The sequence below is a fragment of the Psychrobacillus sp. FSL H8-0487 genome (assembly GCF_038008385.1).
GTDB classification, from domain to species: Bacteria; Bacillota; Bacilli; order Bacillales_A; family Planococcaceae; genus Psychrobacillus; species Psychrobacillus psychrotolerans.
This window is the reverse complement of the sequence record NZ_JBBOZA010000001.1, coordinates 2,611,734-2,634,352: the sequence shown is the minus strand read 5'-3', so window position 1 is coordinate 2,634,352 and position 22,619 is coordinate 2,611,734. Positions and strand designations below refer to the sequence as shown.

The window sequence follows — 22,619 nt, the reverse complement described above, 5'->3', positions numbered from 1 at the left end:
TTCGCTTTCAATGTGCTCTGCATACTGGAAGTGAACTATTATGGAGAGTTTGATCCTGGCTCAGGACGAACGCTGGCGGCATGCCTAATACATGCAAGTCGAGCGAATGACGAAGAAGCTTGCTTCTTCTGATTTAGCGGCGGACGGGTGAGTAACACGTGGGCAACCTGCCCTGTAGATTGGGATAACTCCGGGAAACCGGGGCTAATACCGAATAATCCATTTCCTCACATGGGGAGATGTTAAAAGACGGCATCTCGCTGTCACTACAGGATGGGCCCGCGGCGCATTAGCTAGTTGGTGAGGTAACGGCTCACCAAGGCGACGATGCGTAGCCGACCTGAGAGGGTGATCGGCCACACTGGGACTGAGACACGGCCCAGACTCCTACGGGAGGCAGCAGTAGGGAATCTTCCACAATGGACGAAAGTCTGATGGAGCAATGCCGCGTGAGTGAAGAAGGTTTTCGGATCGTAAAACTCTGTTGTGAGGGAAGAACAAGTACGAGAGTAACTGCTCGTACCTTGACGGTACCTCATTAGAAAGCCACGGCTAACTACGTGCCAGCAGCCGCGGTAATACGTAGGTGGCAAGCGTTGTCCGGAATTATTGGGCGTAAAGCGCGCGCAGGCGGTCCTTTAAGTCTGATGTGAAATCCCACGGCTCAACCGTGGAAGGTCATTGGAAACTGGGGGACTTGAGTACAGAAGAGGAAAGCGGAATTCCAAGTGTAGCGGTGAAATGCGTAGAGATTTGGAGGAACACCAGTGGCGAAGGCGGCTTTCTGGTCTGTAACTGACGCTGAGGCGCGAAAGCGTGGGGAGCAAACAGGATTAGATACCCTGGTAGTCCACGCCGTAAACGATGAGTGCTAAGTGTTAGGGGGTTTCCGCCCCTTAGTGCTGCAGCTAACGCATTAAGCACTCCGCCTGGGGAGTACGGTCGCAAGACTGAAACTCAAAGGAATTGACGGGGGCCCGCACAAGCGGTGGAGCATGTGGTTTAATTCGAAGCAACGCGAAGAACCTTACCAGGTCTTGACATCCCGCTGACCGGCCTAGAGATAGGCTTTTCCCTTCGGGGACAGCGGTGACAGGTGGTGCATGGTTGTCGTCAGCTCGTGTCGTGAGATGTTGGGTTAAGTCCCGCAACGAGCGCAACCCTTGATCTTAGTTGCCAGCATTCAGTTGGGCACTCTAAGGTGACTGCCGGTGATAAACCGGAGGAAGGTGGGGATGACGTCAAATCATCATGCCCCTTATGACCTGGGCTACACACGTGCTACAATGGACGGTACAGAGGGTCGCAACCCCGCGAGGGTGAGCAAATCCCATAAAACCGTTCTCAGTTCGGATTGTAGGCTGCAACTCGCCTACATGAAGCCGGAATCGCTAGTAATCGTGGATCAGCATGCCACGGTGAATACGTTCCCGGGCCTTGTACACACCGCCCGTCACACCACGAGAGTTTGTAACACCCGAAGTCGGTGGGGTAACCCTTACGGGAGCCAGCCGCCGAAGGTGGGACAGATGATTGGGGTGAAGTCGTAACAAGGTAGCCGTATCGGAAGGTGCGGCTGGATCACCTCCTTTCTAAGGATAATATCGGAATACGGATTTTTATTCGTATCTTAACGTTTTGCAGTTCAGTTTTGAATGTTCATTTTATATGAAGATTCAACGCTTGTTCTTTGAAAACTGGATAAAACGACATTGAAACAATAAACAACAAGAAATTCTGTTGTGATTATTTACGTAATCACGACGTGTAAGACTTTTTAACTTTTAGGTTAAGTTAATAAGGGCGCACGGTGAATGCCTTGGCACTAGGAGTCGACGAAGGACGGCACTAACACCGATATGCTTCGGGGAGCTGTAAGTGAGCTTTGATCCGGAGATTTCCGAATGGGGAAACCCACTGTTCGTAATGGAGCAGTACATTTGCGTGAATACATAGCGCATCTGAGACACACCCAGGGAACTGAAACATCTAAGTACCTGGAGGAAGAGAAAGAAAATTCGATTCCCTGAGTAGCGGCGAGCGAAACGGGAATAGCCCAAACCAAAAGGCTTGCCTTTTGGGGTTGTAGGACACTCTACATAGAGTTACAAAGGAATGAGTTAGACGAAGCGATCTGGAAAGGTCCGCAGGATAGGGTAAAAGCCCCGTAGTCTAAAATTCATTCTCTCTTGAGTGTATCCTGAGTACGGCGGAACACGTGAAATTCCGTCGGAATCTGGGAGGACCATCTCCCAAGGCTAAATACTACCTAGTGACCGATAGTGAACCAGTACCGTGAGGGAAAGGTGAAAAGCACCCCGGAAGGGGAGTGAAATAGATCCTGAAACCGTGTGCCTACAAGTAGTTAGAGCCCGTTAATGGGTGATAGCGTGCCTTTTGTAGAATGAACCGGCGAGTTACGATCCCATGCAAGGTTAAGTCGAGAAGACGGAGCCGCAGCGAAAGCGAGTCTGAATAGGGCGAATGAGTATGTGGTCGTAGACCCGAAACCAGGTGATCTACCCATGTCCAGGATGAAGGTAAGGTAACACTTACTGGAGGTCCGAACCCACGCACGTTGAAAAGTGCGGGGATGAGGTGTGGGTAGCGGAGAAATTCCAATCGAACCTGGAGATAGCTGGTTCTCTCCGAAATAGCTTTAGGGCTAGCCTCAAACGTTAGAATCTTGGAGGTAGAGCACTGTTTGGACTAGGGGCCCATCCCGGGTTACCGAATTCAGACAAACTCCGAATGCCAATGATTTATGTTTGGGAGTCAGACTGCGAGTGATAAGATCCGTAGTCAAGAGGGAAACAGCCCAGACCACCAGCTAAGGTCCCAAAGTATTTGTTAAGTGGAAAAGGATGTGGCGTTGCTTAGACAACCAGGATGTTGGCTTAGAAGCAGCCATCATTTAAAGAGTGCGTAATAGCTCACTGGTCGAGTGACGCTGCGCCGAAAATGTATCGGGGCTAAACAAATCACCGAAGCTGTGGATTGATACCTTTGGTATCAGTGGTAGGAGAGCGTTCTAAGGGCGTTGAAGTCAGACCGGAAGGACTGGTGGAGCGCTTAGAAGTGAGAATGCCGGTATGAGTAGCGAAAGACGGGTGAGAATCCCGTCCACCGTATGACTAAGGTTTCCTGAGGAAGGCTCGTCCGCTCAGGGTTAGTCGGGACCTAAGCCGAGGCCGATAGGCGTAGGCGATGGATAACAGGTTGATATTCCTGTACCACCAAACCACCGTTTGAGTAATGGGGGGACGCAGAAGGATAGGGTAAGCATGCTGTTGGTTATGCATGTCCAAGCAGTAAGGTGTGAATGTAGGCAAATCCGCATTCTTTAACATTGAGCTGTGATGGCGAGGACGTATGTCTAGAGTTCCTGATTTCACACTGCCAAGAAAAGCCTCTAGCGAGGTGAAAGGTGCCCGTACCGCAAACCGACACAGGTAGTCGAGGAGAGAATCCTAAGGTGAGCGAGAGAACTCTCGTTAAGGAACTCGGCAAAATGACCCCGTAACTTCGGGAGAAGGGGTGCTCTTTTGGGTTCATAGCCTAGAAGAGCCGCAGTGAATAGGCCCAGGCGACTGTTTAGCAAAAACACAGGTCTATGCAAAACCGTAAGGTGAAGTATATGGGCTGACGCCTGCCCGGTGCTGGAAGGTTAAGAGGAGTGCTTAGCGCAAGCGAAGGTGCGAATTGAAGCCCCAGTAAACGGCGGCCGTAACTATAACGGTCCTAAGGTAGCGAAATTCCTTGTCGGGTAAGTTCCGACCCGCACGAAAGGCGTAACGATCTGGGCACTGTCTCAACGAGAGACTCGGTGAAATTATAGTACCTGTGAAGATGCAGGTTACCCGCGACAGGACGGAAAGACCCCGTGGAGCTTTACTATAGCTTGATATTGAATTTTGGTGCAACTTGTACAGGATAGGCAGGAGCCTTAGAGCCCGGAGCGCCAGCTTCGGAGGAGGCGTCGGTGGGATACTGCCCTGGTTGTATTGAAATTCTAACCCATACCCGTAACCCGGGTAGGAGACAGTGTCAGGCGGGTAGTTTGACTGGGGCGGTCGCCTCCTAAAGTGTAACGGAGGCGCCCAAAGGTTCCCTCAGAATGGTTGGAAATCATTCGAAGAGTGTAAAGGCAGAAGGGAGCTTGACTGCGAGACCTACAAGTCGAGCAGGGTCGAAAGACGGGCTTAGTGATCCGGTGGTTCCGCATGGAAGGGCCATCGCTCAACGGATAAAAGCTACCCCGGGGATAACAGGCTTATCTCCCCCAAGAGTCCACATCGACGGGGAGGTTTGGCACCTCGATGTCGGCTCATCGCATCCTGGGGCTGTAGTCGGTCCCAAGGGTTGGGCTGTTCGCCCATTAAAGCGGTACGCGAGCTGGGTTCAGAACGTCGTGAGACAGTTCGGTCCCTATCCGTCGTGGGCGTAGGAAATTTGAGAGGAGCTGTCCTTAGTACGAGAGGACCGGGATGGACACACCGCTGGTGTACCAGTTGTTCTGCCAAGAGCATCGCTGGGTAGCTATGTGTGGACGGGATAAGTGCTGAAAGCATCTAAGCACGAAGCCCCCCTCAAGATGAGATTTCCCATTACGCAAGTAAGTAAGATCCCTCAAAGACGATGAGGTAGATAGGTTCGGGGTGGAAGCGTGGCGACACGTGCAGCTGACGAATACTAATCGATCGAGGACTTAACCAAATTTGTTTAACGTAACAATGTCGTTTATCCAGTTTTGAAAGAATAAAATTTTTTTAAAATAACTCTTGTAATATTCTACAGAGTTGGTATAATAAAACTTGTCTTTCAATAATTATTCAAGTCTAGTGATGATGGCGAAGAGGTCACACCCGTTCCCATACCGAACACGGAAGTTAAGCTCTTCAGCGCCGATGGTAGTTGGGGGTTTCCCCCTGTGAGAGTAGGACGTCGCTGGGCTTGCAATAAATACATAACTTACCCAGGAGGATTAGCTCAGCTGGGAGAGCATCTGCCTTACAAGCAGAGGGTCGGCGGTTCGAGCCCGTCATCCTCCACCATATATTTACTCCTGCCGGAGTAGCTCAACTGGTAGAGCAACTGACTTGTAATCAGTAGGTTGAGGGTTCAAGTCCTTTCTCCGGCACCATTTTCCGAGCCATTAGCTCAGTTGGTAGAGCATCTGACTTTTAATCAGAGGGTCGTAGGTTCGAATCCTACATGGCTCATCACTTTTTCAGTGAATTATGTATGCGGGTGTGGCGGAACTGGCAGACGCACTAGACTTAGGATCTAGCGCCGCAAGGCGTGGGGGTTCGACTCCCTTCACCCGCACCATTTAATTTAATAACCGAGCGGAAGTAGTTCAGTGGTAGAACACCACCTTGCCAAGGTGGGGGTCGCGAGTTCGAACCTCGTCTTCCGCTCCAAAGATTCACTAAAGTGCCGGGGTGGCGGAACTGGCAGACGCACAGGACTTAAAATCCTGCGGTAGGTGACTACCGTACCGGTTCGATTCCGGTCCTCGGCACCACTTTTTTGAAACATTGCGCTCGTAGCTCAATTGGATAGAGCACTTGACTACGAATCAAGAGGTTGCAGGTTCGAGTCCTGCCGAGCGCACCATATAACGGGAAGTAGCTCAGCTTGGTAGAGCACTTGGTTTGGGACCAAGGGGTCGCAGGTTCGAATCCTGTCTTCCCGACCAGTTATTATTTATGGGGCCTTAGCTCAGCTGGGAGAGCGCCTGCCTTGCACGCAGGAGGTCAGCGGTTCGATCCCGCTAGGCTCCACCATTTATAAATTAGTTTGAAAATCATGGCGGTGTAGCTCAGTTGGCTAGAGCACTCGGTTCATACCCGAAAGGTCGTGGGTTCGACTCCCTCTGCCGCCATCTTAAGGACCTTTAGCTCAGTTGGTTAGAGCAGACGGCTCATAACCGTCCGGTCGCAGGTTCGAGTCCTGCAAGGTCCACCAACAATGTCTTGGAGGAATACCCAAGTTCGGCTGAAGGGATCGGTCTTGAAAACCGACAGGCGGGTCATACCGCGCGGGGGTTCGAATCCCTCTTCCTCCTCCATTTTTATCTTATTGTTTGTGGAAGTAATAATAATCCTTAAGTATTTTATTGTCGCGGGGTGGAGCAGTGGTAGCTCGTCGGGCTCATAACCCGAAGGTCGCAGGTTCAAATCCTGTCCCCGCAACCAAATGGTCCCGTGGTGTAGCGGTTAACATGCCTGCCTGTCACGCAGGAGATCGCCGGTTCGATCCCGGTCGGGACCGCCATTTATTTAATAATATTAATACATATCAATTGTAAATATAGCCTAAACAATTAGCTTTTATTTTAAGATTGAAGAGGCTCAGTAGCTCAGTCGGTAGAGCAAAGGACTGAAAATCCTTGTGTCGGCGGTTCGATTCCGTCCTGAGCCACCATTTAATGCGGGTGTAGTTTAGTGGTAAAACCTCAGCCTTCCAAGCTGATGATGAGAGTTCGATTCTCTTCACCCGCTCCAAAATAATGGGCCTATAGCTCAGCTGGTTAGAGCGCACGCCTGATAAGCGTGAGGTCGATGGTTCGAGTCCATTTAGGCCCACCATTATTCCGAAGTAGCTCAGTGGTAGAGCAATCGACTGTTAATCGATTGGTCGTAGGTTCGAGTCCTACCTTCGGAGCCATATATGGGGAAGTACTCAAGTGGCTGAAGAGGCGCCCCTGCTAAGGGTGTAGATCGGGCAACCGGTGCGAGGGTTCAAATCCCTCCTTCTCCGCCATATATAGGCCCCTTGGTCAAGCGGTTAAGACACCGCCCTTTCACGGCGGTAACACGGGTTCGAATCCCGTAGGGGTCATACTCAAAAAAAGGTAACCAATCATTGGTTACCTTTTTTTATTGTACTAGAAAAAGATATTACTAAAAAAGATCCTGTGCAGGCTTAAGTATTTGATTGGTTAGAGTATTGATCTTCTGTGAAAATAGAGAGTGGTTTATACACGGAAAGCAAAACTGTAGCTGTCTGAGTTGAAGGTCAGGTAAGAACTGTTTAGAACAATAAAAGTTATGGAAGCTATACGATGTATTCCTGGTAATACTTTCTTCAAAAGACACCATGCCTTTATAGAGACTAACTTTCGATACAGAAATATGTTCACATTATATAGATTTTGTAGCACTGAAAGAATATAAAATTTGTACGGGATAATAAAAACAGATGAGCAGCTAAATAATCTGCTCATCTGTTTTTATTTTATCCTTATAAATAATAGCCAATCAATAGACCTAAGCCTAAAAGGAATACAAAAATCGTATTCGTAAGTGCGGTGTCTTTCATAGCAGGGGCAACCTGAACTGGATTTTCGGTTTGTTTAAATAATTTTATGGCATGTATAGGTTTTTTCAAGCTCAATAAAACTAATAAACTCCATGGAGTGATTATTTGCAAAACTACTAAACCTATAACCCATAGGTAAGACAAAACAAAATAGGAAGCTAGAATTGTAATTGCTGTTTTCCGACCAACTAATATAGCCATTGTCTTTCGTCCGCCTATGGTGTCTTCTACTAAATCGCGAATATTATTAGATAGCATGATAGCAGCTACTAACAGGGCACTTGGTACAGATAACAATACAGCGAATAAAGGCACTGAACCTACTTGAATATAAACTGCAATTAAAACAATAAGCATCCCCATAAATAACCCACTGAAAAGCTCACCAAAGGGAGTACTAGAAATGGGGTAAGGTCCCCCAGTATAGAAATATCCCACTGCCATAGAAATTGCCCCGACTATTAATAATAGCCAAGAGCTTTCATAACAAATATAGATACCTAATATAGCAGCTATTACATATAGCGATAGAGCTAGTTGCATTACCGTTTTGGGTTTTACACCATTTCTAACAATTGCCCCACCAATACCGACCGATTCCTCGCTATCGAGACCTCGTACAAAATCATAATACTCATTAAACATATTTGTAGCAGCTTGTATCAGAAGACAAGCTAATAACATAGCAATAAACAATAGCCAATCAATATTTGCCTCGTATAGGGCAATCATTGTACCAAGAAAAACTGGTGCAAATGAGGCAGTTAGGGTATGTGGTCTTGTCAGTTTCCACCATACGCGCCAGCCCTTGTCAGCTTGAAATTCGTGTGACATATTTTTTCTCTCCTTTAAAAGAATCCAATATCAATTTTAACATAAATTTATAGCTAAATGTGTGCTGAAATGTGTAGAAAGATGTATGATTAAAGGTAGAGTAAATTAGTTAACCTAGATAAAAGAGTAGTTACTAAACGGAGGTCATATTTATGCCGAAAACCACCGGTACCATTAATACAAAATACCGTTTTTATACGGAAACAATAGAAGTATCGAGATTATCTGCACAAGCTTTTTTTGAAGCAGGGGATGAATTATATAAAGGGAAACGTTATTTTTGGCAAAACAAAGAGAAGACATTGACCTTAGTAGGATTGGGACATGCTCATACTATTACAAATAACTTAGAAGATAATAGATATAAGGATATTGATACAAAATGGAAGGAACTTTGCCAGTCATCATTAAAGGAAAAAGCGGATGTATCTCCTATCCTATTTGGAGGGTTTGCTTTCGATCCAAAAAACAAGATTTCTTCGGAATGGGATACATTTCCTTCTGCATTCTTTGTCGTGTCTACGTTTCAGCTAGTTATCCAACATGATCAGGCATTCGTGAACATTCACTATATTACGGACGAAGCAAAGAGTACGGAAACGTTTGAACTGTTACGTATAGAAAGAGATGCGTTAATACACACTGCTCAAGTAAAAGAGTTAAGGGTACATGAAAAACCGTCCTTGATCAAACGAGAAGACCGCTTGAAGAACGAGTATTTACATGCTGTAGAGGATGTAACGAAGAGAATTCGAAAAGATGAAGTCCAAAAAGTAGTTATAGCTAGATCACTTAAACTGACATTTGCTGATACTTTCTCACCAGCAACAGCAATATATAATGCTTCCATGGAGCAACCTGAAAGTTATCTATTTGGATTAGAAAATGGAGAGAAAATCTTTTTTGGTGCAACACCAGAGCGACTTGTTAAAGTAGAAAATGACAAAGCCCAATCTGCTGGACTTGCCGGTTCTACGAGAAGAGGAAAGCATTCTCTTGAGGATAAGGAGCTTGGAGAGGCATTATTATCAGATCCCAAAAATTTAGGTGAGCATAAATATGTAGTGGAAATGATTAAAAAAGTATTCATGCAATATTGTGAAGACGTCAAAGTACCCACTAGACCAAAGCTTATGAAAATTAGAGATATTCAGCATTTATATTCTCCGATTGAAGGAAGTCTGAAAAAGAATTCATCGCTTTTTGAGCTAGTACAGGCTTTACATCCTACTCCAGCACTAGGTGGGGAGCCACGCCAGGATGCGATTAAGATTATTCGCGAATCGGAACAGATGAATCGTGGGTATTATGCTGCTCCAATTGGCTGGATAAACGCTGAAGGAGACGGGGAGTTCGCTGTTGGAATACGTTCTGCTTTAGTAGAAAATGAACACGCCTATTTATATGCAGGTGGCGGAATCGTTGCCGAATCATCCTCCATAGAGGAATTTGAAGAAACACGAGTGAAGTTCCGTCCAATGCTTCGAACACTTGGAGGAAATATGAATGACTAACATCGAGTATTTAACATCTTATGTAAATCACTTTGTAGAAACAATTAGACAGGCAGGTGTTCAGGACATAGTGATGTGTCCTGGTTCAAGGTCAACTCCTCTGGCATATGCATTTGCCAAAAGTGAGGATTTTCAATTTTATAGACAAATAGATGAACGTTCCGCCGGTTACTTTGCTCTTGGCATTGCGAAAGCTAAGAAAACTCCAGTTGTGCTTTTATGTACTTCTGGAACCGCTGCTGCAAACTTTTTTCCGGCTATTGTAGAAGCGTATTATGCTCGTGTACCGCTATTAGTTGTTACAGCTGATCGTCCACATGAACTTAGAGAAGTGGGAGCACCTCAAGCAATAGACCAGGTTCATCTATATGGAAAGCATATTAAATGGGCAGTAGACTTTCCTCTACCAGAATCAGAAGCAAATTTAGCGTTTGTAGAGCGTCATATTCAGCGTGCAGTGTCTACTTCCAAAACTGCTCCTATGGGACCTGTTCATATTAACGTACCATTCCGTGAGCCGTTATTACTTGATATGGAACAGCCATTACCAACAATGAACATACATGTACCCGAGATTGGAAAGTTAGCACCAAGTGAAGAATTTTTAGTGTGGTATAAAGATTTGCTTCAAAATGAAGTAAGAGGAATATTTATCGTAGGAGATTCTCTTCAAACTACTGATGGTTTTTGGGAATTTGCAAAAATGGTACAATGGCCAGTTCTTGTTGATCCGTTATCGAATTTACGCACATCTATACCTGCGGATTGCATGGATTTATGTATTGATCAATACGATGCCATTCTGAAAAACAAGTCCTTTCAAGAGATGGCTGTTCCAAATGTCGTAATTCGTTTTGGAGCACAACCAGTTTCTAAACCACTTATGCTTTATTTAAAAGAGTGTAAGCCTACGGTATTTATGGTTGTCGACGAAAGTCCACTTTTCCGTGATTCACTTCATATTGCTACGCATCATGTACAAGTGGATTCTGAATCACTATGGCTAAAAACAGATACAAAGTCTTCTTCTACATACACGGATTGCTGGACTCAAGCAAATAATATAGCGACTGCTCATGTGAACAGCTATATGGAACATGAAACAGATGAAGGTGCATTAGCAGGTTTGTTGTTTGAAGCATTACCAGATAAGTCATATTTATTTGCTAGTAGTAGTATGCCAATACGAGACCTTGATACCTTTTTCAATAAAACCACAAAGGATATTCAACTCTACGCAAACAGAGGAACGAATGGAATAGACGGGGTAGTTTCTTCTGCACTTGGAGTTCAAGCAGCACTAAATCGTCCTGGTTATTTATTGATTGGAGATTTAGCGTTTTTACATGATCTGAATGGTTTGATAGTTAGTCGTTTCCACCATTCTGATATGACGATTATTGTTATGAATAATGACGGCGGAGGAATTTTCTCTTATCTCCCTCAATCTACAGAAACCAATTATTTTGAGCATTTATTTGGTACTCCGACAGGTTTAGAGTTTTCCAATATAGCAACTATGTATAATGCTCAGTACAATGCAGTTCACTCGAAGGAAGATTTTAAAGAAGCTTTAGCCGAGGAAAAGACGAAGGATATTCGTATTATCGAAGTATTCACGAATAGACAAGTAAATACAGAGACACATCGAAAATTATGGGCTGCGATTTCGAAGGAGCTGGATTCGGTTTGGAAAGTATAACAGTCAATATCCGAGGAATTGATATTCATATCAACAGATATAATAAGGGTGCAAATGAAAAAATTGTTTTTTTGCATGGATTTACGGGGTCTACACATAGTTGGGATGAAGTAATTTCACATCTACCCAGTACATTTGATCTCCTTGCAATTGATCTTATAGGACATGGGGAGACTTCTAAACCTATGGATTCAGGTCGTTATTCAGCAGAGGAGCAGATAAAAGATTTGCATGCATTATTTCAACAGCTTCAGTGGAATAATTTTACGCTTGTTGGTTATTCAATGGGTGGTAGGTTAGCTCTAGCCTATGCAAGTCAGTACAATGTAAAAAGACTAATTTTAGAAAGTAGTTCTCCCGGACTTATAGATATAGAAGAACGCACCAATAGAAAACAATCCGATGAGCAGCTTGCCAATCGAATATTGGAAGAAGGGCTTGTATCTTTTGTAGATTTTTGGGAAAGAATACCTTTGTTTCAATCCCAAAGAAAGTTATCCTTGGAGAAACAGCAGCTTATACGACAAGAGCGACTAGCAGGGACTGAAATTGGTTTGGCAAATAGTTTACGTGGATTTGGCACTGGAGTGCAACCTTCTTATTGGGAAAAGCTTGATGAGGTTGTTACACCTACATTTTTAATAACAGGCGAGTTAGATGAAAAATTTAGTAATCTTGCGAAAAAGATGAAAAACTACTTTCCAAACGCTGCCCATACAGAAGTTAGGAATGTAGGCCATGCAATTCATGTGGAAAATCCTGAATTGTTTGCTACAATAGTAAAGGATATTATTTTAAAGGAGGATGTAAGATGACTCGTGAATGGACAACATTACATACATATGAAGATATTAAGTATGAGTTTTTTAACGGAATTGCTAAAGTAACTATTAACCGTCCTGAGGTGCGTAATGCATTTCGCCCTAAAACAGTAATGGAAATGATTGACGCATTTTCTCGTGCTCGTGACGATAAAAATGTAGGTGTCATTATTTTAACTGGTGAAGGTGAGCATGCATTCTGTTCAGGTGGAGACCAAAAAGTACGTGGACATGGTGGATACGTTGGAGAAGACGAGATTCCACGCTTAAACGTACTAGACTTACAACGCCTAATCCGTGTAATACCTAAACCGGTTGTCGCAATGGTAGCTGGTTATGCAATTGGTGGCGGACATGTTTTACATGTTGTTTGTGATTTAACAATTGCAGCGGACAATGCTAGATTTGGACAAACTGGTCCTAAGGTTGGATCATTTGATGCTGGTTATGGTTCTGGCTATTTGGCACGTATTATTGGACATAAAAAAGCGCGTGAAATTTGGTATTTATGTCGTCAATACGATGCACAGCAAGCTCTTGATATGGGCTTAGTCAATACAGTAGTTCCATATGAACAGTTAGAGGATGAAACTGTTCAGTGGTGTTCAGAAATGCTAGAAATGAGTCCAACAGCACTTCGCTTCTTAAAAGCTGCGATGAATGCAGATACGGATGGTTTAGCAGGACTTCAACAATTAGCAGGTGACGCAACACTGCTTTACTATACAACGGATGAGGCCAAAGAAGGCCGAGATGCATTTAAAGAAAAACGCAAACCAGATTTTGGTCAATTCCCACGTTTTCCGTGATTAGTGAATGACGAGTACAAAAAAGCTATCCTTTATGGGATAGCTTTTTTACTAGATAAGCAAGTATATATATATACAGCATAAACAATGGTTTTACAGAACTATTAAGAAAGAGTAATACTACTGATTTCCGTTATATGTGGACGCTTTCCGCGGGCGAGGTCGAGCCTCCTCAGTCAGGCGCTCCGCTTCTTCCCTACGGGGTCTCAACTTTCTCGCTTATCCCGGCTAGATTTCACTAAAATCAATTAAGTGACTAGTACTCCACGATAATATTGACCATAGTCTTTCGCTTAGATGACAAGAGTTGTCCAAGTGAAGAGATGGATAAAATCGTCCGCTTACTAAGGAATACTATTTTATTAGGAAAGATGAAAATGGATTTTCTTTGATTGAAGCGCAGAGCGGCGACTCTAGTGGCTGAAGCCGTGCCCACGGAAAGCGTCCGCTCGGATCGGAAATCAACACATCTCTAAGTTTTGTTTATAAAGTATCGGGCTTCTTTTTGTCTGGTTTTTTTACATAGAATATCAAGGTATATTAAGTATATAGTTTAAAGAAAGGAGTTTAACATGTTTCCTAATTTACTATTAAAACGTGCCTATTTGACTCCGGAACGCACTGCTTTACGGTTTGGGGAAGAGGCATGGACATTTCAACAACTTTATAATGAAGCCAATGAATTTGCAGAGAAATTACACGCTAAAGGAATTCAGCCCGGTATGAGGATTGCTATTTTATCAAGCTCCAATGCAGAGCTAGTGATTGCCATACATGGTTGTCTTCAACTTGGTTGTGAATTAGTTATGTTAAACGAACGTTTAAGTGAAGTAGAGCTAAACTATCAGCTTCATGATAGTAAGCCAAATATTTTACTTGTAGATAACTATGAAAGAGAAATAAATTATAACCAAAGATTTTCTTTTCATGATATTCATAACAACAAAAGAAAAGTATATGCTATGGAAAGAGATTGGCCAAAAAGTCGTACTATTTCTATTATGTATACTTCTGGAACTACGGGAAGCCCTAAAGGAGTACGTCAATCATTAGAAAATCATGTGATGAACGCAACTGGTTCCGCACTACATCTAGGTATTCATCCCGATGATTGCTGGCTATGTGTAGTACCCTTGTTTCATATAAGTGGATTTTCTATTCTAATGCGTTCTGTATTATATGGAATGACTGTTAGCCTTCATACTAAATTTGATCCGGAAAAAGTAGTTGATGAAATATTAGAGGGTGCTGCCACAAGAATGTCATTAGTAGCGGTGATGCTTCAACGCATCGTATCCGTTTTAGAAAATCGAAATCAGTATTTCCCTGATTCGTTTCAATCGATTTTAGTTGGTGGCGGTCCCGTTCCTTTGTCTTATTTAGAGAGGGCAATCGAACGGAATATACCAGTATTACAAACGTATGGCATGACAGAAACAGCTTCTCAGACCACTACCTTATCAAGTGAGGATGCTATCCGTAAGCTTGGATCTTCTGGGAAACCTCTTTTCTTTGCAGATGTTCGGATAGATGGGGAAGAAAAAATGGGAGAAATATGTATTAAAGGGCCACATGTGACGAAAGGATATATTGGAGCAGCCGAGTCTAAGAAACCATTATTGAATGGTTGGTTACATACTGGAGATATAGGTTATTTAGATGAGGAAGGTTATTTGTTTGTTGTAGATCGTCGCTCAGATCTAATCATTTCGGGCGGGGAGAATATTTATCCTGCAGAGTTAGAGCAAGCATTAGTTAAACACCCAGCAGTTGTTGAAGCAGGAGTTACAGGTCGACAAGATGATAAATGGGGACAAATTCCAATAGCTTTTGTTGTAGTAAAAGAATTAGTTTCTATTGAAGAGTTAGCGGCTTTCATGAAGACACAGATTGCCTCTTATAAATTGCCAAAAGAATATTACTTTATAGAAGAATTACCTCGTAACGGGGCAAATAAGTTAGTGAGAAGAGAGTTATTAAATTTGATATGAATAGCTTTAAAAGATAAGAAAGTATAAAGAATGGATTGTATCATTTTGTTGGGATATCAATGAATAAATAATGCTACTGATTTCCGTTTCTGGTGGACGCTTTCCGAGGGCGAGGCCGAGCCTCCTCGGTCGCTACGCTCCCTGCGGGGTCTCGACTTTCTCGCTTTTCCCACTGGAGGTGCCAGCTTTCACTACAATCTATTTAATGTGTGGTACTTAATAATAGGATATTGCAGAGCATATCACTTTCTGCTAAATTAAGGGGTACTATTCTGTCAGAAGGACGAAGAAAATAAATTACCTTTTATACTAGTAGAAATAATAGAAGTAGTAAGTGTTTGCCCTATAAAGAAGTGAAATAGCTCACGAAATTATATCATCGGGCCCGCACGATGCGGGTCAGGCAGTCGTTGCTACACGATGTCGCGTACTTAGACTGTCATCATCTCTGCTCTATCAATAGGAAATTATCTTATCTCTAATTATCCAAAAGTGCACTTACCTGTTTCTGAGAGTTGAAGAGGTCGATGGATAAGACAATTGCCATAAGATTATCCAAAAAAGGGATGCTGGTTGTTTGTGACGTTCGTCACAAATAACCAGCATCCCTAAAAAGTTAATTCGGTAATCATTATAGTAATATCTGTCCATAGTCCTTTGAAAACGATAGGGACAGGTTTGAACGTAAAGAGTTAGCCGTCTTTGCCCGATTTTTCTTATGATTTTGAAGCTTTACAATTTTATTTCAAAACCGTTCTTAATGTCTCGAGGTTTTTGTTCATCAATGTAAAATAAGTTTCTTTGTTTTGGATATCTTCTTTCGATAGCACACCTAAATTATGCAAAACCAAGCTTTCTGCACCAATTTCTTTTTGAATCACTTCAGTCAATTTAGAAGATACATTTTGCTCAAATAAAATATATTCAATATTTTTCTCTTCTGCCAAATCGATTAATTTAGTCAGTTCTTTTTGAGAAGGTTCATCTTGTGAATTTAGTCCAGCTACTGCCAGTTGTTCTAACCCGTATGTGTTAGCAATATAACCAAATGCTGAGTGAGAAACAAAAAATGTTTTGTTAGGTGCATTATGCGCCATTTCTTCAAAGTCTGCATCCAGTTGTTGAAGATCACTAACTAATTCATCATAATTTTTTTCAAAAGTCTCTTGTTGCCCAGGTGAGATCTCTACTAAAGAGTCTTTAATAGAAAGCGCAAGACTTTGACTGATTTTAGGTGACATCCAAACATGCGGATCGATATCCCCGTGATCATGTCCCTCATGGCTGTGATCTTCTGATGATTCACTTTCGTGTTCATGATCGTGAGAATCCGTTGAAGTCGCTTCTTCCTCTTCGTGAGCGGCTTCCTCTAATTGCTCGTCTGAAATTGCATCCGCAGTGGCTATCATATTCACTTCTTCATCTGCCAATGTCTTTTTAGCATTTTCTACAAAACCCTCTAAGCCAAGTCCTATGTAAAAAAACAAATCAGCATCTGCAAGTGCCATCATATCTTTTTGTGTTGGCTCAAAAGTATGTTCATTTGCGCCAGCAGGGTAGATAGAAGAGACATGTACAGATTCTCCACCGATACGTTCAGCAAAGTATTGTAATGGGTACACGGTTGTATATATTTGAACTTTCTCATCCGTATTTTGAGCTTTCTCTTCACTTTTTCCACAAGCTGCAAGGAATAATACAAGACAAAGACTACTCCATATTAAAATTCGTTTCAATAAATTCACTCCCTAAATAGTAATGATTACGTTTTGAAAAATGATAACTTCATTAGATTACAGGACTTTCGGAAAAAATGCAAGAAAAAATAGCCTTTGTTTATTTTTTCTTCAAAGGCCATTCATCAGGAACGGGATCAATGCCACCTTCATGAAAAGGATGGCACTTCGATATTCTCTTTACAGTTAAAATACTCCCTTTAATTGCTCCGTGTTTTTGAAGTGCTTCAACTCCATAATGAGAGCAGGTTGGATAAAAGCGACAACTAGGTGGAGACAGTGGGGAAATAAACTTTTGATAAAAACGAAAAATAGATATTATAATATGCTTCATGTATTAATCAGCATCCTTTGGTTGAGGATCAATTTTCGATGGTTTCTCATTCATAGCTAATTTGTACAAAAAGGTAAAGCCGAAAATACTTAATATTATTGCTGCACCTAATATCCAAAATACCATTTTTATTCACTCCAATTAAACTTATCGTTATGTTTATTGTATGAGAGTTAGAGGTATATTAAAAGAGAAAGCAACTATTATTAAAGGGAGAGTGACAATTTTATGTCAGCAGCATTAAACAAAGAACTAAACAAACAAGTAGCAACATGGTCAGTTATGTACACTAAATTACATAATTTTCATTGGTATGTAAAGGGTCCGTCATTTTTTACTTTACATGCTAAATTTGAAGAATTATATAACGAAGCTACACTTAATATGGATGAAATTGCTGAACGTTTATTAACACTTGGTGGTAAACCTACAGCAACTTTAAAAGAACATTTGGAGCTTTCAGAAGTAAAAGAAGCTTCGAGTAAAGAGTCGGCTGACGATATGGTACAAACGGTTGTAGATGATTTTGATAAAATTATGAAATCTCTTAAAAAAGGGATGGAAGAAGCAGCCAAAGATGAAGATGATATGACAGAAGATGTATTAAATGCAATTTACCAAAAAACTGAAAAACATCAGTGGATGTTAAATGCATTTTTAGGAGATACTAACGCTAACACTGCTAAAAAATAATATACATTTAATAATAATTTGAATTTACCGATATAAAGCTTGTTAGGGAGGGATTTCTTTGGATATAAACTCCATAATGTCATCTAACTTACTACAATTGCAACAGACCGTGCAAATGAGTGTTTTGCGAAATGCTATGAACATGGAAACTGTAGCAGCAATAGGAATGTTGGAAGGCATGTCTCAATCAGCTGCAACACATCCTCATAAAGGAACCGTTGTAGATATTCAAGCTTAATAAGAAAAGCGAAAGCGCCTATGTTAGCCTCGAAAAGTGTTGGAGGAATGACATTAAAGGCGTTTTTTGCCTTTATCTGACAATCTGAAACGACTCGAGGGGCTAGGTGCTGTAGCCTAGACAGATGTTGATTAAAAAGTATATCCTCTTGCTTAAAAAACATGTGCCCTAGTGGTGCATGTTTTTTTGATTTTTGCACAAACTTCTATAAAAGGATGTGTGAAAATGACCTTGTACAAAGTGTATATCTCCGTTAAAAGTCAGCAAGTATATGCTTATCCTGAAGAATCTCAGTGGGAATATGAAGTAACAGCTACCAGAAATGAAATAAAAGTATTTGAAAAGCTTTTCTATCAGCTGAAGTCAGTGCAAAGCAGAAACTTTCTACGGGCTCATGAACCACAATTAGTAAAGCCATATCATGTGGATGGGGAAAATGATCAATATGATAGAAGACTTAAGAAAGTGTATGCATGGATTCATGAATTCACTTCAGATGACTCTAAACAATTTATCGAACAGCTACCTTATTTTCAAAGACGAAAGGAGATTCAATTATGAGTAAAAATTTAAATAGAAAAGGTAATGAAAATCCAGTAACTTATCGAAATGTTAGTTCCTTACTCAACCTATCCCCTCAAGACAAATCCAAGCAGAATATTGCACAAAATAGAGAAGAAGGAAATGAAGATTATAAAATGGGACCCCCAAAATAATAGTTACTTTTAGACTTAGCCCTCCATGGGCTAAGTTTTTTATATACATATGCTAAAATTGAAAGAAAACAAAGGGAGTCAGGATATGATTTCTTTCCAAGATTTAAATGGTTATGATGTATTGTTATCTTTTGAGCAAGGTAGCTTTGTAATCCCATCTGAACATGTACTAGTCTTAGCAAAATATAAAGGCAAATGGTTGGTGACGAAGCATCCTAAAAGGGGTTTAGAGTTTCCTGGTGGTAAGTTAGAGCAGGGAGAGACTTTAGTTGAAGCAGCAATTAGAGAAACAAAAGAAGAAACAAATGTGGATATAGTGGAGTTAGCATGGCTTGCAGAATATATGGTAATAGATAATATCCCTTTTTGTAAAACTGTTTATGTAGCGGAAGTTGGGTATATTAATAAAGAGAAGACAAACTTTGAAACAGAAGGAGCCTTTTGGTTATCTTCAGAAGAACTTACACAAAGTAATTATTTGAGCTTCCATATGAAAGATGATGGAATGAAAGCCATTTTAAAGAAGGTGAAAGAAATTGAAAGCAAATGGAACGATTGAAAAAGTTCGAGTTTATCCATCGCCCAATCCTCATATTGTATTAAGAGAAATTACATATTGGTCCTGTGGACTACGTGTCAAAGGGATGCTAGCGTCACCAAAAGAAGTAGGAGACTATGAAGGTATTTTATATTGTCGTGGTGGTATGCAAAGTATTGGTATGGTTCGACCCGCCCGAATCGCACAAATTGCTTCTGAAGGTTTTATCGTATTTGCGCCATATTATCGTGGCAATCGTGGTGGTGAAGGAAAAGATGAATTCGCTGGAGAAGATCGTTGGGATGCTATCTACGGAGTAGATATACTTAAGCAATATTGCCTTGCAGAACGGATTCACCTATTTGCATTTTCTCGTGGTGGAATCATGACATTATGGATTGCTATTCTACGTAATGATATTACCTCTTTAGTTACGTGGGCGGGTGTGTCCGATATATATCTAACATATGAAGAAAGATTAGATATGAGAAAGATGATGAAACGAGTCATTGGTGGTACTCCTAGCAAATATCCAGTGGGATACGAAGAGCGAGATGTATTACCTCTTATAAAGGAAATGAAGACATCCACGCTAATAATTCACGGTGAGCAAGATAAAAATGTCTCTTTTGAGCATGCAAAGGTTTTAGAGCATGCATTAGTAGGGAATAGTATACCAGTTGAAACCTGGTACTATCCAGAATTCACACATTTTTTTCCGAGCAAAATAAATAGACGTGTAGTAAAAGATGCATGTCATTGGATGAAAAATCAGAGAGGGGTTTTATAGTGGGTAATGTTGTAGTAACAACTGAGGCAATGAGTGTAGAGGGGAAATCTTCGTTTCCCATAGATACGAGTTTTTGGGAGGATTTGTGGGATCAATATACAAACGAGTTCCAAGAAGTAGTGATCCATTGTTGGTTGGAAGAACTAGAAGTGTTAGAAGAGTTAAACTCTCGAGCTGTTTCCGTTCAGACAGAGGGATTGATGAAAGTGGTTACTATTAATCTAACGGATGAAAATAGACTCTATTTTAGAAATTATTCTGTTGATCCAAAAGGTGGTTTAAAGTGGTATACAATGTTCTTTCAAGAAGATGGGGTTGAACAGATGGAAATAGGTCATTATGGTTCTGAAATTATTCTATATAAAGTTAATGAAGAGGAAGCCGAAAAGTTTGTAGAAATATTTCCTAAAATTACGGATAGTGAATATCATGAGACTAATGGTGACTAGAATAATGCTTATTTGACTAAACCATCCTTTGCAATAAAATATACTTATTATTCTTTTTAGCAAATAAAAGCACAAATATTAAAAAAGAGTCCAAATTCATTCGAATTTGGACTCTTTTTGATGTTTACTCTATTAAGCTAATGGTCCGCCTTTAAAGGAAATGTCTTCAGAAACTGTACCAAACTTTTTAAAGTTATCACGGAATGATTGAGCTAAATCAGCGGCTTTTTGGTCATATGCTGCTTTGTCTGCCCATGCATTACGAGGGATAAGTACTTCAGAAGGTACGCCTTCTACTACTTTAGGAATAGCTAATCCGAATACTGTATCTGTTTCCGTATCAGTATTGTTTAGTTTACCATCAATAGCAGCACGAACCATTGTACGTGTGTATGAAAGCTTCATACGGTTACCAACACCGTATTCTCCGCCAGTCCAACCAGTGTTTACTAAGAACACTTGTGCACCGTGCTCGTCAATCTTCTTGCCTAGCATTTCTGCATACACTGTTGCATGTAATGGTAAGAAAGGAGAACCGAAGCAAGTCGAGAATACCGGTTGTGGCGATGTAACTCCACGTTCAGTTCCAGCAAGTTTAGAAGTAAAGCCACTTAAGAAATGGTACATTGCTTGTTCTTTCGTTAGTTTACTAATCGGAGGCAATACGCCAAAAGCGTCCGCAGTTAAGAAAATAATTGTATTTGGGTGACCTGCTACAGAAGGATCTACAATATTATCGATATATTGAATTGGGTATGCAGCACGTGTATTTTCGGTTAATGAGTTATCTGCATAGTCAGCTACGCGAGTTTCTGCATCTACTACTACGTTTTCTAGGACCGTGCCGAATGAGATCGCGTCCCAAATTTGTGGTTCGTTTTCACGAGTTAGGTCGATACATTTTGCGTAACAGCCACCTTCGATATTGAACACACCGTTATCCGACCAACCGTGCTCATCGTCTCCGATTAATTTGCGACCAGCATCTGCTGAAAGGGTAGTTTTCCCTGTTCCTGACAATCCGAAGAATAATGTAACGTCTCCATCATCCCCAACGTTTGCAGAGCAGTGCATTGGTAAAATGTCTTGTTCTGGTAGTAAGTAGTTCATAATAGAGAAAATAGATTTCTTCATCTCGCCAGCATACTCAGTTCCACCGATTAGCACTGTGCGTTTTTCCATAGATACGATGATAAAAGTCTCTGAGTGAGTACCGTCTACCGCTGGATCTGCTTTAAAGTTAGGAGCAGATAGAATAGTGAAATCAGTCGTATGAGTAGCAAGTTCTTCTTGTGTTGGTCGTATGAATAGCTGATGAGCGAAAAGGTTATGCCAAGCGTATTCGTTAATAATTTGAATACCTAAACGTGATTCTTTGTCTGCTCCTGCATATCCTTTAAACTCGAATATTTCATCTTGTTTGTTTAGGAAGTTAATCATTTTTTTATATAATGCATCGAAAATGTCAGAAGAAATTGGTTGGTTTACTGAGCCCCAATCGATTTTGTCTTTAGAAATAGCTTCATCTACTATATACTTATCTTGGGGAGAACGGCCAGTATATTTTCCTGTTTCAGCTTTAACTGCACCAGTAGAAGTTAGTACTGCTTCTCCTCTTGTTGTAGCTTTTTCCACAAGTTGTGGCACTGACAATTGGCTGCTAACGTTATTTCCTGCTAACAATGCTTTCAGTTCACTCACTGTTTCGATTGAATTCATTTTGAATATACCATCCTTTTTTTATATTTCCTCTTCAAAAGAGGAAGTTTTCTAGATATGTGAATTAGTATAACACATTAGGTTCATTAGTCTATACTATTCACTTTTAATTTTTTCTTTTGTGTATAAAATACAAACAAAAATAGTTGACATCTTATACATACTTACGTATGATGATAAATTGAACGGATACTCTTATCCCGAGCTGGTGGAGGGGTCAGGCCCTATGAAACCCGGCAACCTGTAGTATTTTCATTATTACAAAGGTGCCAAACCTGAGACAAGGTGAAATTCCTTGATTGATAAGAGTGAAAGGTGCTTATGATACTAATACCTTTCCTCATGTATATTTACGTGAGTGAGAGGTTTTTTTATTGAACATCGCCCTTTATCCTTGTGTGCCAAGTCC

At 41.3% G+C, this 22,619-nt stretch carries 17 protein-coding genes, 20 tRNA genes, 3 rRNA genes and 1 riboswitch; of the genes, 35 read left to right on the top strand and 5 right to left on the bottom strand.

Going from position 1 to position 22,619, the window contains the following annotated elements; all coding sequences use genetic code 11:
- Positions 1–37 precede the first annotated feature (37 nt).
- The 23 genes from MHI47_RS13480 to MHI47_RS13370 all read left to right on the top strand — a co-directional run bounded on the left by MHI47_RS13480 (position 38) and on the right by MHI47_RS13370 (position 6,846).
- Positions 38–1,592 (top strand): 16S ribosomal RNA (locus MHI47_RS13480).
- Between the two features lie 195 nt (positions 1,593–1,787).
- Positions 1,788–4,716: ribosomal RNA gene (locus MHI47_RS13475) — 23S ribosomal RNA — on the top strand.
- 121 nt (positions 4,717–4,837) lie between these two features.
- Positions 4,838–4,953: ribosomal RNA gene (gene rrf, locus MHI47_RS13470) — 5S ribosomal RNA — on the top strand.
- The 16S, 23S and 5S rRNA genes sit together here with 20 tRNA genes alongside, the layout of an rRNA operon.
- A gap of 25 nt (positions 4,954–4,978) precedes the next feature.
- A tRNA-Val gene (locus MHI47_RS13465) sits at positions 4,979–5,054 on the top strand.
- 13 nt (positions 5,055–5,067) lie between these two features.
- A tRNA-Thr gene (locus MHI47_RS13460) sits at positions 5,068–5,143 on the top strand.
- A gap of 6 nt (positions 5,144–5,149) precedes the next feature.
- Positions 5,150–5,222 (top strand) — tRNA-Lys (locus tag MHI47_RS13455).
- 24 nt (positions 5,223–5,246) lie between these two features.
- Positions 5,247–5,331, top strand: a tRNA-Leu gene (locus MHI47_RS13450).
- A gap of 17 nt (positions 5,332–5,348) precedes the next feature.
- A tRNA-Gly gene (locus tag MHI47_RS13445) sits at positions 5,349–5,423 on the top strand.
- A gap of 15 nt (positions 5,424–5,438) precedes the next feature.
- Positions 5,439–5,527 (top strand) — tRNA-Leu (locus tag MHI47_RS13440).
- Between the two features lie 15 nt (positions 5,528–5,542).
- Positions 5,543–5,619 (top strand) — tRNA-Arg (locus MHI47_RS13435).
- A gap of 5 nt (positions 5,620–5,624) precedes the next feature.
- Positions 5,625–5,701 (top strand) — tRNA-Pro (locus MHI47_RS13430).
- Between the two features lie 12 nt (positions 5,702–5,713).
- Positions 5,714–5,789: transfer RNA gene (locus tag MHI47_RS13425), tRNA-Ala, on the top strand.
- Between the two features lie 24 nt (positions 5,790–5,813).
- Positions 5,814–5,887 (top strand) — tRNA-Met (locus tag MHI47_RS13420).
- 6 nt (positions 5,888–5,893) lie between these two features.
- Positions 5,894–5,970: transfer RNA gene (locus tag MHI47_RS13415), tRNA-Ile, on the top strand.
- Positions 5,971–5,980: 10 nt separating this feature from the next.
- A tRNA-Ser gene (locus MHI47_RS13410) sits at positions 5,981–6,073 on the top strand.
- 52 nt (positions 6,074–6,125) lie between these two features.
- Positions 6,126–6,200, top strand: a tRNA-Met gene (locus MHI47_RS13405).
- 3 nt (positions 6,201–6,203) lie between these two features.
- Positions 6,204–6,279, top strand: a tRNA-Asp gene (locus tag MHI47_RS13400).
- 74 nt (positions 6,280–6,353) lie between these two features.
- Positions 6,354–6,429 (top strand) — tRNA-Phe (locus tag MHI47_RS13395).
- 6 nt (positions 6,430–6,435) lie between these two features.
- Positions 6,436–6,509: transfer RNA gene (locus MHI47_RS13390), tRNA-Gly, on the top strand.
- A 7-nt stretch (positions 6,510–6,516) separates the two neighbouring features.
- Positions 6,517–6,593 (top strand) — tRNA-Ile (locus tag MHI47_RS13385).
- Positions 6,594–6,597: 4 nt separating this feature from the next.
- Positions 6,598–6,672, top strand: a tRNA-Asn gene (locus MHI47_RS13380).
- Between the two features lie 5 nt (positions 6,673–6,677).
- Positions 6,678–6,768: transfer RNA gene (locus MHI47_RS13375), tRNA-Ser, on the top strand.
- A gap of 6 nt (positions 6,769–6,774) precedes the next feature.
- Positions 6,775–6,846: transfer RNA gene (locus MHI47_RS13370), tRNA-Glu, on the top strand.
- Positions 6,847–7,248: 402 nt separating this feature from the next.
- Here MHI47_RS13370 and MHI47_RS13365 read toward each other — a convergent pair.
- A complete protein-coding gene (locus MHI47_RS13365; protein WP_340831132.1) occupies positions 7,249–8,160 on the bottom strand; it encodes a 1,4-dihydroxy-2-naphthoate polyprenyltransferase in 912 nt (303 codons plus the stop codon).
- 152 nt (positions 8,161–8,312) lie between these two features.
- Here MHI47_RS13365 and MHI47_RS13360 point away from each other — a divergent pair, with 152 nt between their 5' ends.
- The 5 genes from MHI47_RS13360 to MHI47_RS13340 all read left to right on the top strand — a co-directional run bounded on the left by MHI47_RS13360 (position 8,313) and on the right by MHI47_RS13340 (position 14,997).
- Positions 8,313–9,674: an isochorismate synthase gene (locus tag MHI47_RS13360; RefSeq protein ID WP_340763023.1), complete on the top strand. Its 1,362-nt coding sequence runs from the start codon at positions 8,313–8,315 to the stop codon at positions 9,672–9,674.
- Positions 9,667–11,376: a 2-succinyl-5-enolpyruvyl-6-hydroxy-3-cyclohexene-1-carboxylic-acid synthase gene (gene menD / locus MHI47_RS13355; RefSeq protein ID WP_340831130.1), complete on the top strand. Its 1,710-nt coding sequence runs from the start codon at positions 9,667–9,669 to the stop codon at positions 11,374–11,376. Before MHI47_RS13360 ends, menD begins: the two co-directional genes overlap by 8 nt.
- Entirely contained in the window at positions 11,364–12,191 is an 828-nt protein-coding gene (gene menH / locus MHI47_RS13350) for a 2-succinyl-6-hydroxy-2,4-cyclohexadiene-1-carboxylate synthase (RefSeq protein ID WP_340831129.1), read from the top strand. The genes menD and menH overlap by 13 nt, the downstream gene beginning before the upstream one ends.
- Positions 12,188–13,006 (top strand): 1,4-dihydroxy-2-naphthoyl-CoA synthase, encoded by an 819-nt coding sequence (gene menB, locus MHI47_RS13345; protein ID WP_093536780.1) that lies wholly within the window; start codon positions 12,188–12,190, stop codon positions 13,004–13,006. The genes menH and menB overlap by 4 nt, the downstream gene beginning before the upstream one ends.
- Before the next feature lie 572 nt (positions 13,007–13,578).
- A complete protein-coding gene (locus tag MHI47_RS13340) occupies positions 13,579–14,997 on the top strand; it encodes an o-succinylbenzoate--CoA ligase (RefSeq protein ID WP_340769773.1) in 1,419 nt (472 codons plus the stop codon).
- Between the two features lie 740 nt (positions 14,998–15,737).
- Here the strand turns inward: MHI47_RS13340 and MHI47_RS13335 are convergent.
- The 3 genes from MHI47_RS13335 to MHI47_RS13325 form a co-directional block, all read right to left on the bottom strand.
- Positions 15,738–16,733 (bottom strand): metal ABC transporter solute-binding protein, Zn/Mn family, encoded by a 996-nt coding sequence (locus MHI47_RS13335; protein WP_340831128.1) that lies wholly within the window; start codon positions 16,731–16,733, stop codon positions 15,738–15,740.
- A 100-nt stretch (positions 16,734–16,833) separates the two neighbouring features.
- The gene (gene yidD, locus MHI47_RS13330; RefSeq protein ID WP_093536783.1) at positions 16,834–17,067 is read right to left on the bottom strand and encodes a membrane protein insertion efficiency factor YidD; all 234 of its coding nucleotides are present in this window, start codon (positions 17,065–17,067) and stop codon (positions 16,834–16,836) included.
- A gap of 3 nt (positions 17,068–17,070) precedes the next feature.
- A complete protein-coding gene (locus MHI47_RS13325; protein ID WP_281249746.1) occupies positions 17,071–17,193 on the bottom strand; it encodes a hypothetical protein in 123 nt (40 codons plus the stop codon).
- A 102-nt stretch (positions 17,194–17,295) separates the two neighbouring features.
- Here MHI47_RS13325 and MHI47_RS13320 point away from each other — a divergent pair, with 102 nt between their 5' ends.
- The 7 genes from MHI47_RS13320 (at position 17,296) to MHI47_RS13290 (ending at position 20,491) form a co-directional block, all read left to right on the top strand.
- Positions 17,296–17,760, top strand: coding sequence for a Dps family protein (locus MHI47_RS13320; RefSeq protein WP_093536784.1), 465 nt, complete (start codon positions 17,296–17,298; stop codon positions 17,758–17,760).
- Between the two features lie 58 nt (positions 17,761–17,818).
- Positions 17,819–17,998 (top strand): YjfB family protein, encoded by a 180-nt coding sequence (locus tag MHI47_RS13315; protein WP_093536785.1) that lies wholly within the window; start codon positions 17,819–17,821, stop codon positions 17,996–17,998.
- A gap of 225 nt (positions 17,999–18,223) precedes the next feature.
- Entirely contained in the window at positions 18,224–18,559 is a 336-nt protein-coding gene (locus MHI47_RS13310) for a transposase (RefSeq protein ID WP_340769769.1), read from the top strand.
- On the top strand, positions 18,556–18,714 hold the full coding sequence (locus tag MHI47_RS13305) for a hypothetical protein (RefSeq protein WP_340763013.1): 159 nt from the start codon (positions 18,556–18,558) through the stop codon (positions 18,712–18,714). Before MHI47_RS13310 ends, MHI47_RS13305 begins: the two co-directional genes overlap by 4 nt.
- An 85-nt stretch (positions 18,715–18,799) precedes the next feature.
- Positions 18,800–19,273 (top strand): NUDIX domain-containing protein, encoded by a 474-nt coding sequence (locus MHI47_RS13300; RefSeq protein ID WP_340831126.1) that lies wholly within the window; start codon positions 18,800–18,802, stop codon positions 19,271–19,273.
- Entirely contained in the window at positions 19,251–20,042 is a 792-nt protein-coding gene (locus MHI47_RS13295) for an alpha/beta hydrolase family protein (RefSeq protein ID WP_340831125.1), read from the top strand. The genes MHI47_RS13300 and MHI47_RS13295 overlap by 23 nt, the downstream gene beginning before the upstream one ends.
- A complete protein-coding gene (locus MHI47_RS13290) occupies positions 20,042–20,491 on the top strand; it encodes a hypothetical protein (protein WP_340831124.1) in 450 nt (149 codons plus the stop codon). Before MHI47_RS13295 ends, MHI47_RS13290 begins: the two co-directional genes overlap by 1 nt.
- A gap of 132 nt (positions 20,492–20,623) precedes the next feature.
- On the opposite strand, the gene pckA is transcribed toward MHI47_RS13290, so the two are convergent.
- Complete coding sequence (gene pckA / locus MHI47_RS13285; RefSeq protein ID WP_340831123.1) at positions 20,624–22,210, bottom strand: phosphoenolpyruvate carboxykinase (ATP); 1,587 nt, start codon at positions 22,208–22,210, stop codon at positions 20,624–20,626.
- A gap of 192 nt (positions 22,211–22,402) precedes the next feature.
- Positions 22,403–22,519: riboswitch (SAM riboswitch) on the top strand.
- Positions 22,520–22,619 lie beyond the last annotated feature (100 nt).

Excerpts from the sequence above, each read along its gene's own strand:
- MHI47_RS13365 (WP_340831132.1), bottom strand. The coding sequence starts at position 8,160 with ATGTCACACGAATTTCAAGCTGACAAGGGCTGGCGCGTATGGTGGAAA.
- MHI47_RS13360 (WP_340763023.1), top strand. The coding sequence starts at position 8,313 with ATGCCGAAAACCACCGGTACCATTAATACAAAATACCGTTTTTATACG.
- menD (WP_340831130.1), top strand. The coding sequence starts at position 9,667 with ATGACTAACATCGAGTATTTAACATCTTATGTAAATCACTTTGTAGAA.
- menB (WP_093536780.1), top strand. The coding sequence starts at position 12,188 with ATGACTCGTGAATGGACAACATTACATACATATGAAGATATTAAGTAT.
- MHI47_RS13340 (WP_340769773.1), top strand. The coding sequence starts at position 13,579 with ATGTTTCCTAATTTACTATTAAAACGTGCCTATTTGACTCCGGAACGC.
- yidD (WP_093536783.1), bottom strand. The coding sequence starts at position 17,067 with ATGAAGCATATTATAATATCTATTTTTCGTTTTTATCAAAAGTTTATT.
- MHI47_RS13325 (WP_281249746.1), bottom strand. The coding sequence starts at position 17,193 with ATGGTATTTTGGATATTAGGTGCAGCAATAATATTAAGTATTTTCGGC.
- MHI47_RS13320 (WP_093536784.1), top strand. The coding sequence starts at position 17,296 with ATGTCAGCAGCATTAAACAAAGAACTAAACAAACAAGTAGCAACATGG.
- MHI47_RS13310 (WP_340769769.1), top strand. The coding sequence starts at position 18,224 with ATGACCTTGTACAAAGTGTATATCTCCGTTAAAAGTCAGCAAGTATAT.
- MHI47_RS13305 (WP_340763013.1), top strand. The coding sequence starts at position 18,556 with ATGAGTAAAAATTTAAATAGAAAAGGTAATGAAAATCCAGTAACTTAT.
- MHI47_RS13300 (WP_340831126.1), top strand. The coding sequence starts at position 18,800 with ATGATTTCTTTCCAAGATTTAAATGGTTATGATGTATTGTTATCTTTT.
- pckA (WP_340831123.1), bottom strand. The coding sequence starts at position 22,210 with ATGAATTCAATCGAAACAGTGAGTGAACTGAAAGCATTGTTAGCAGGA.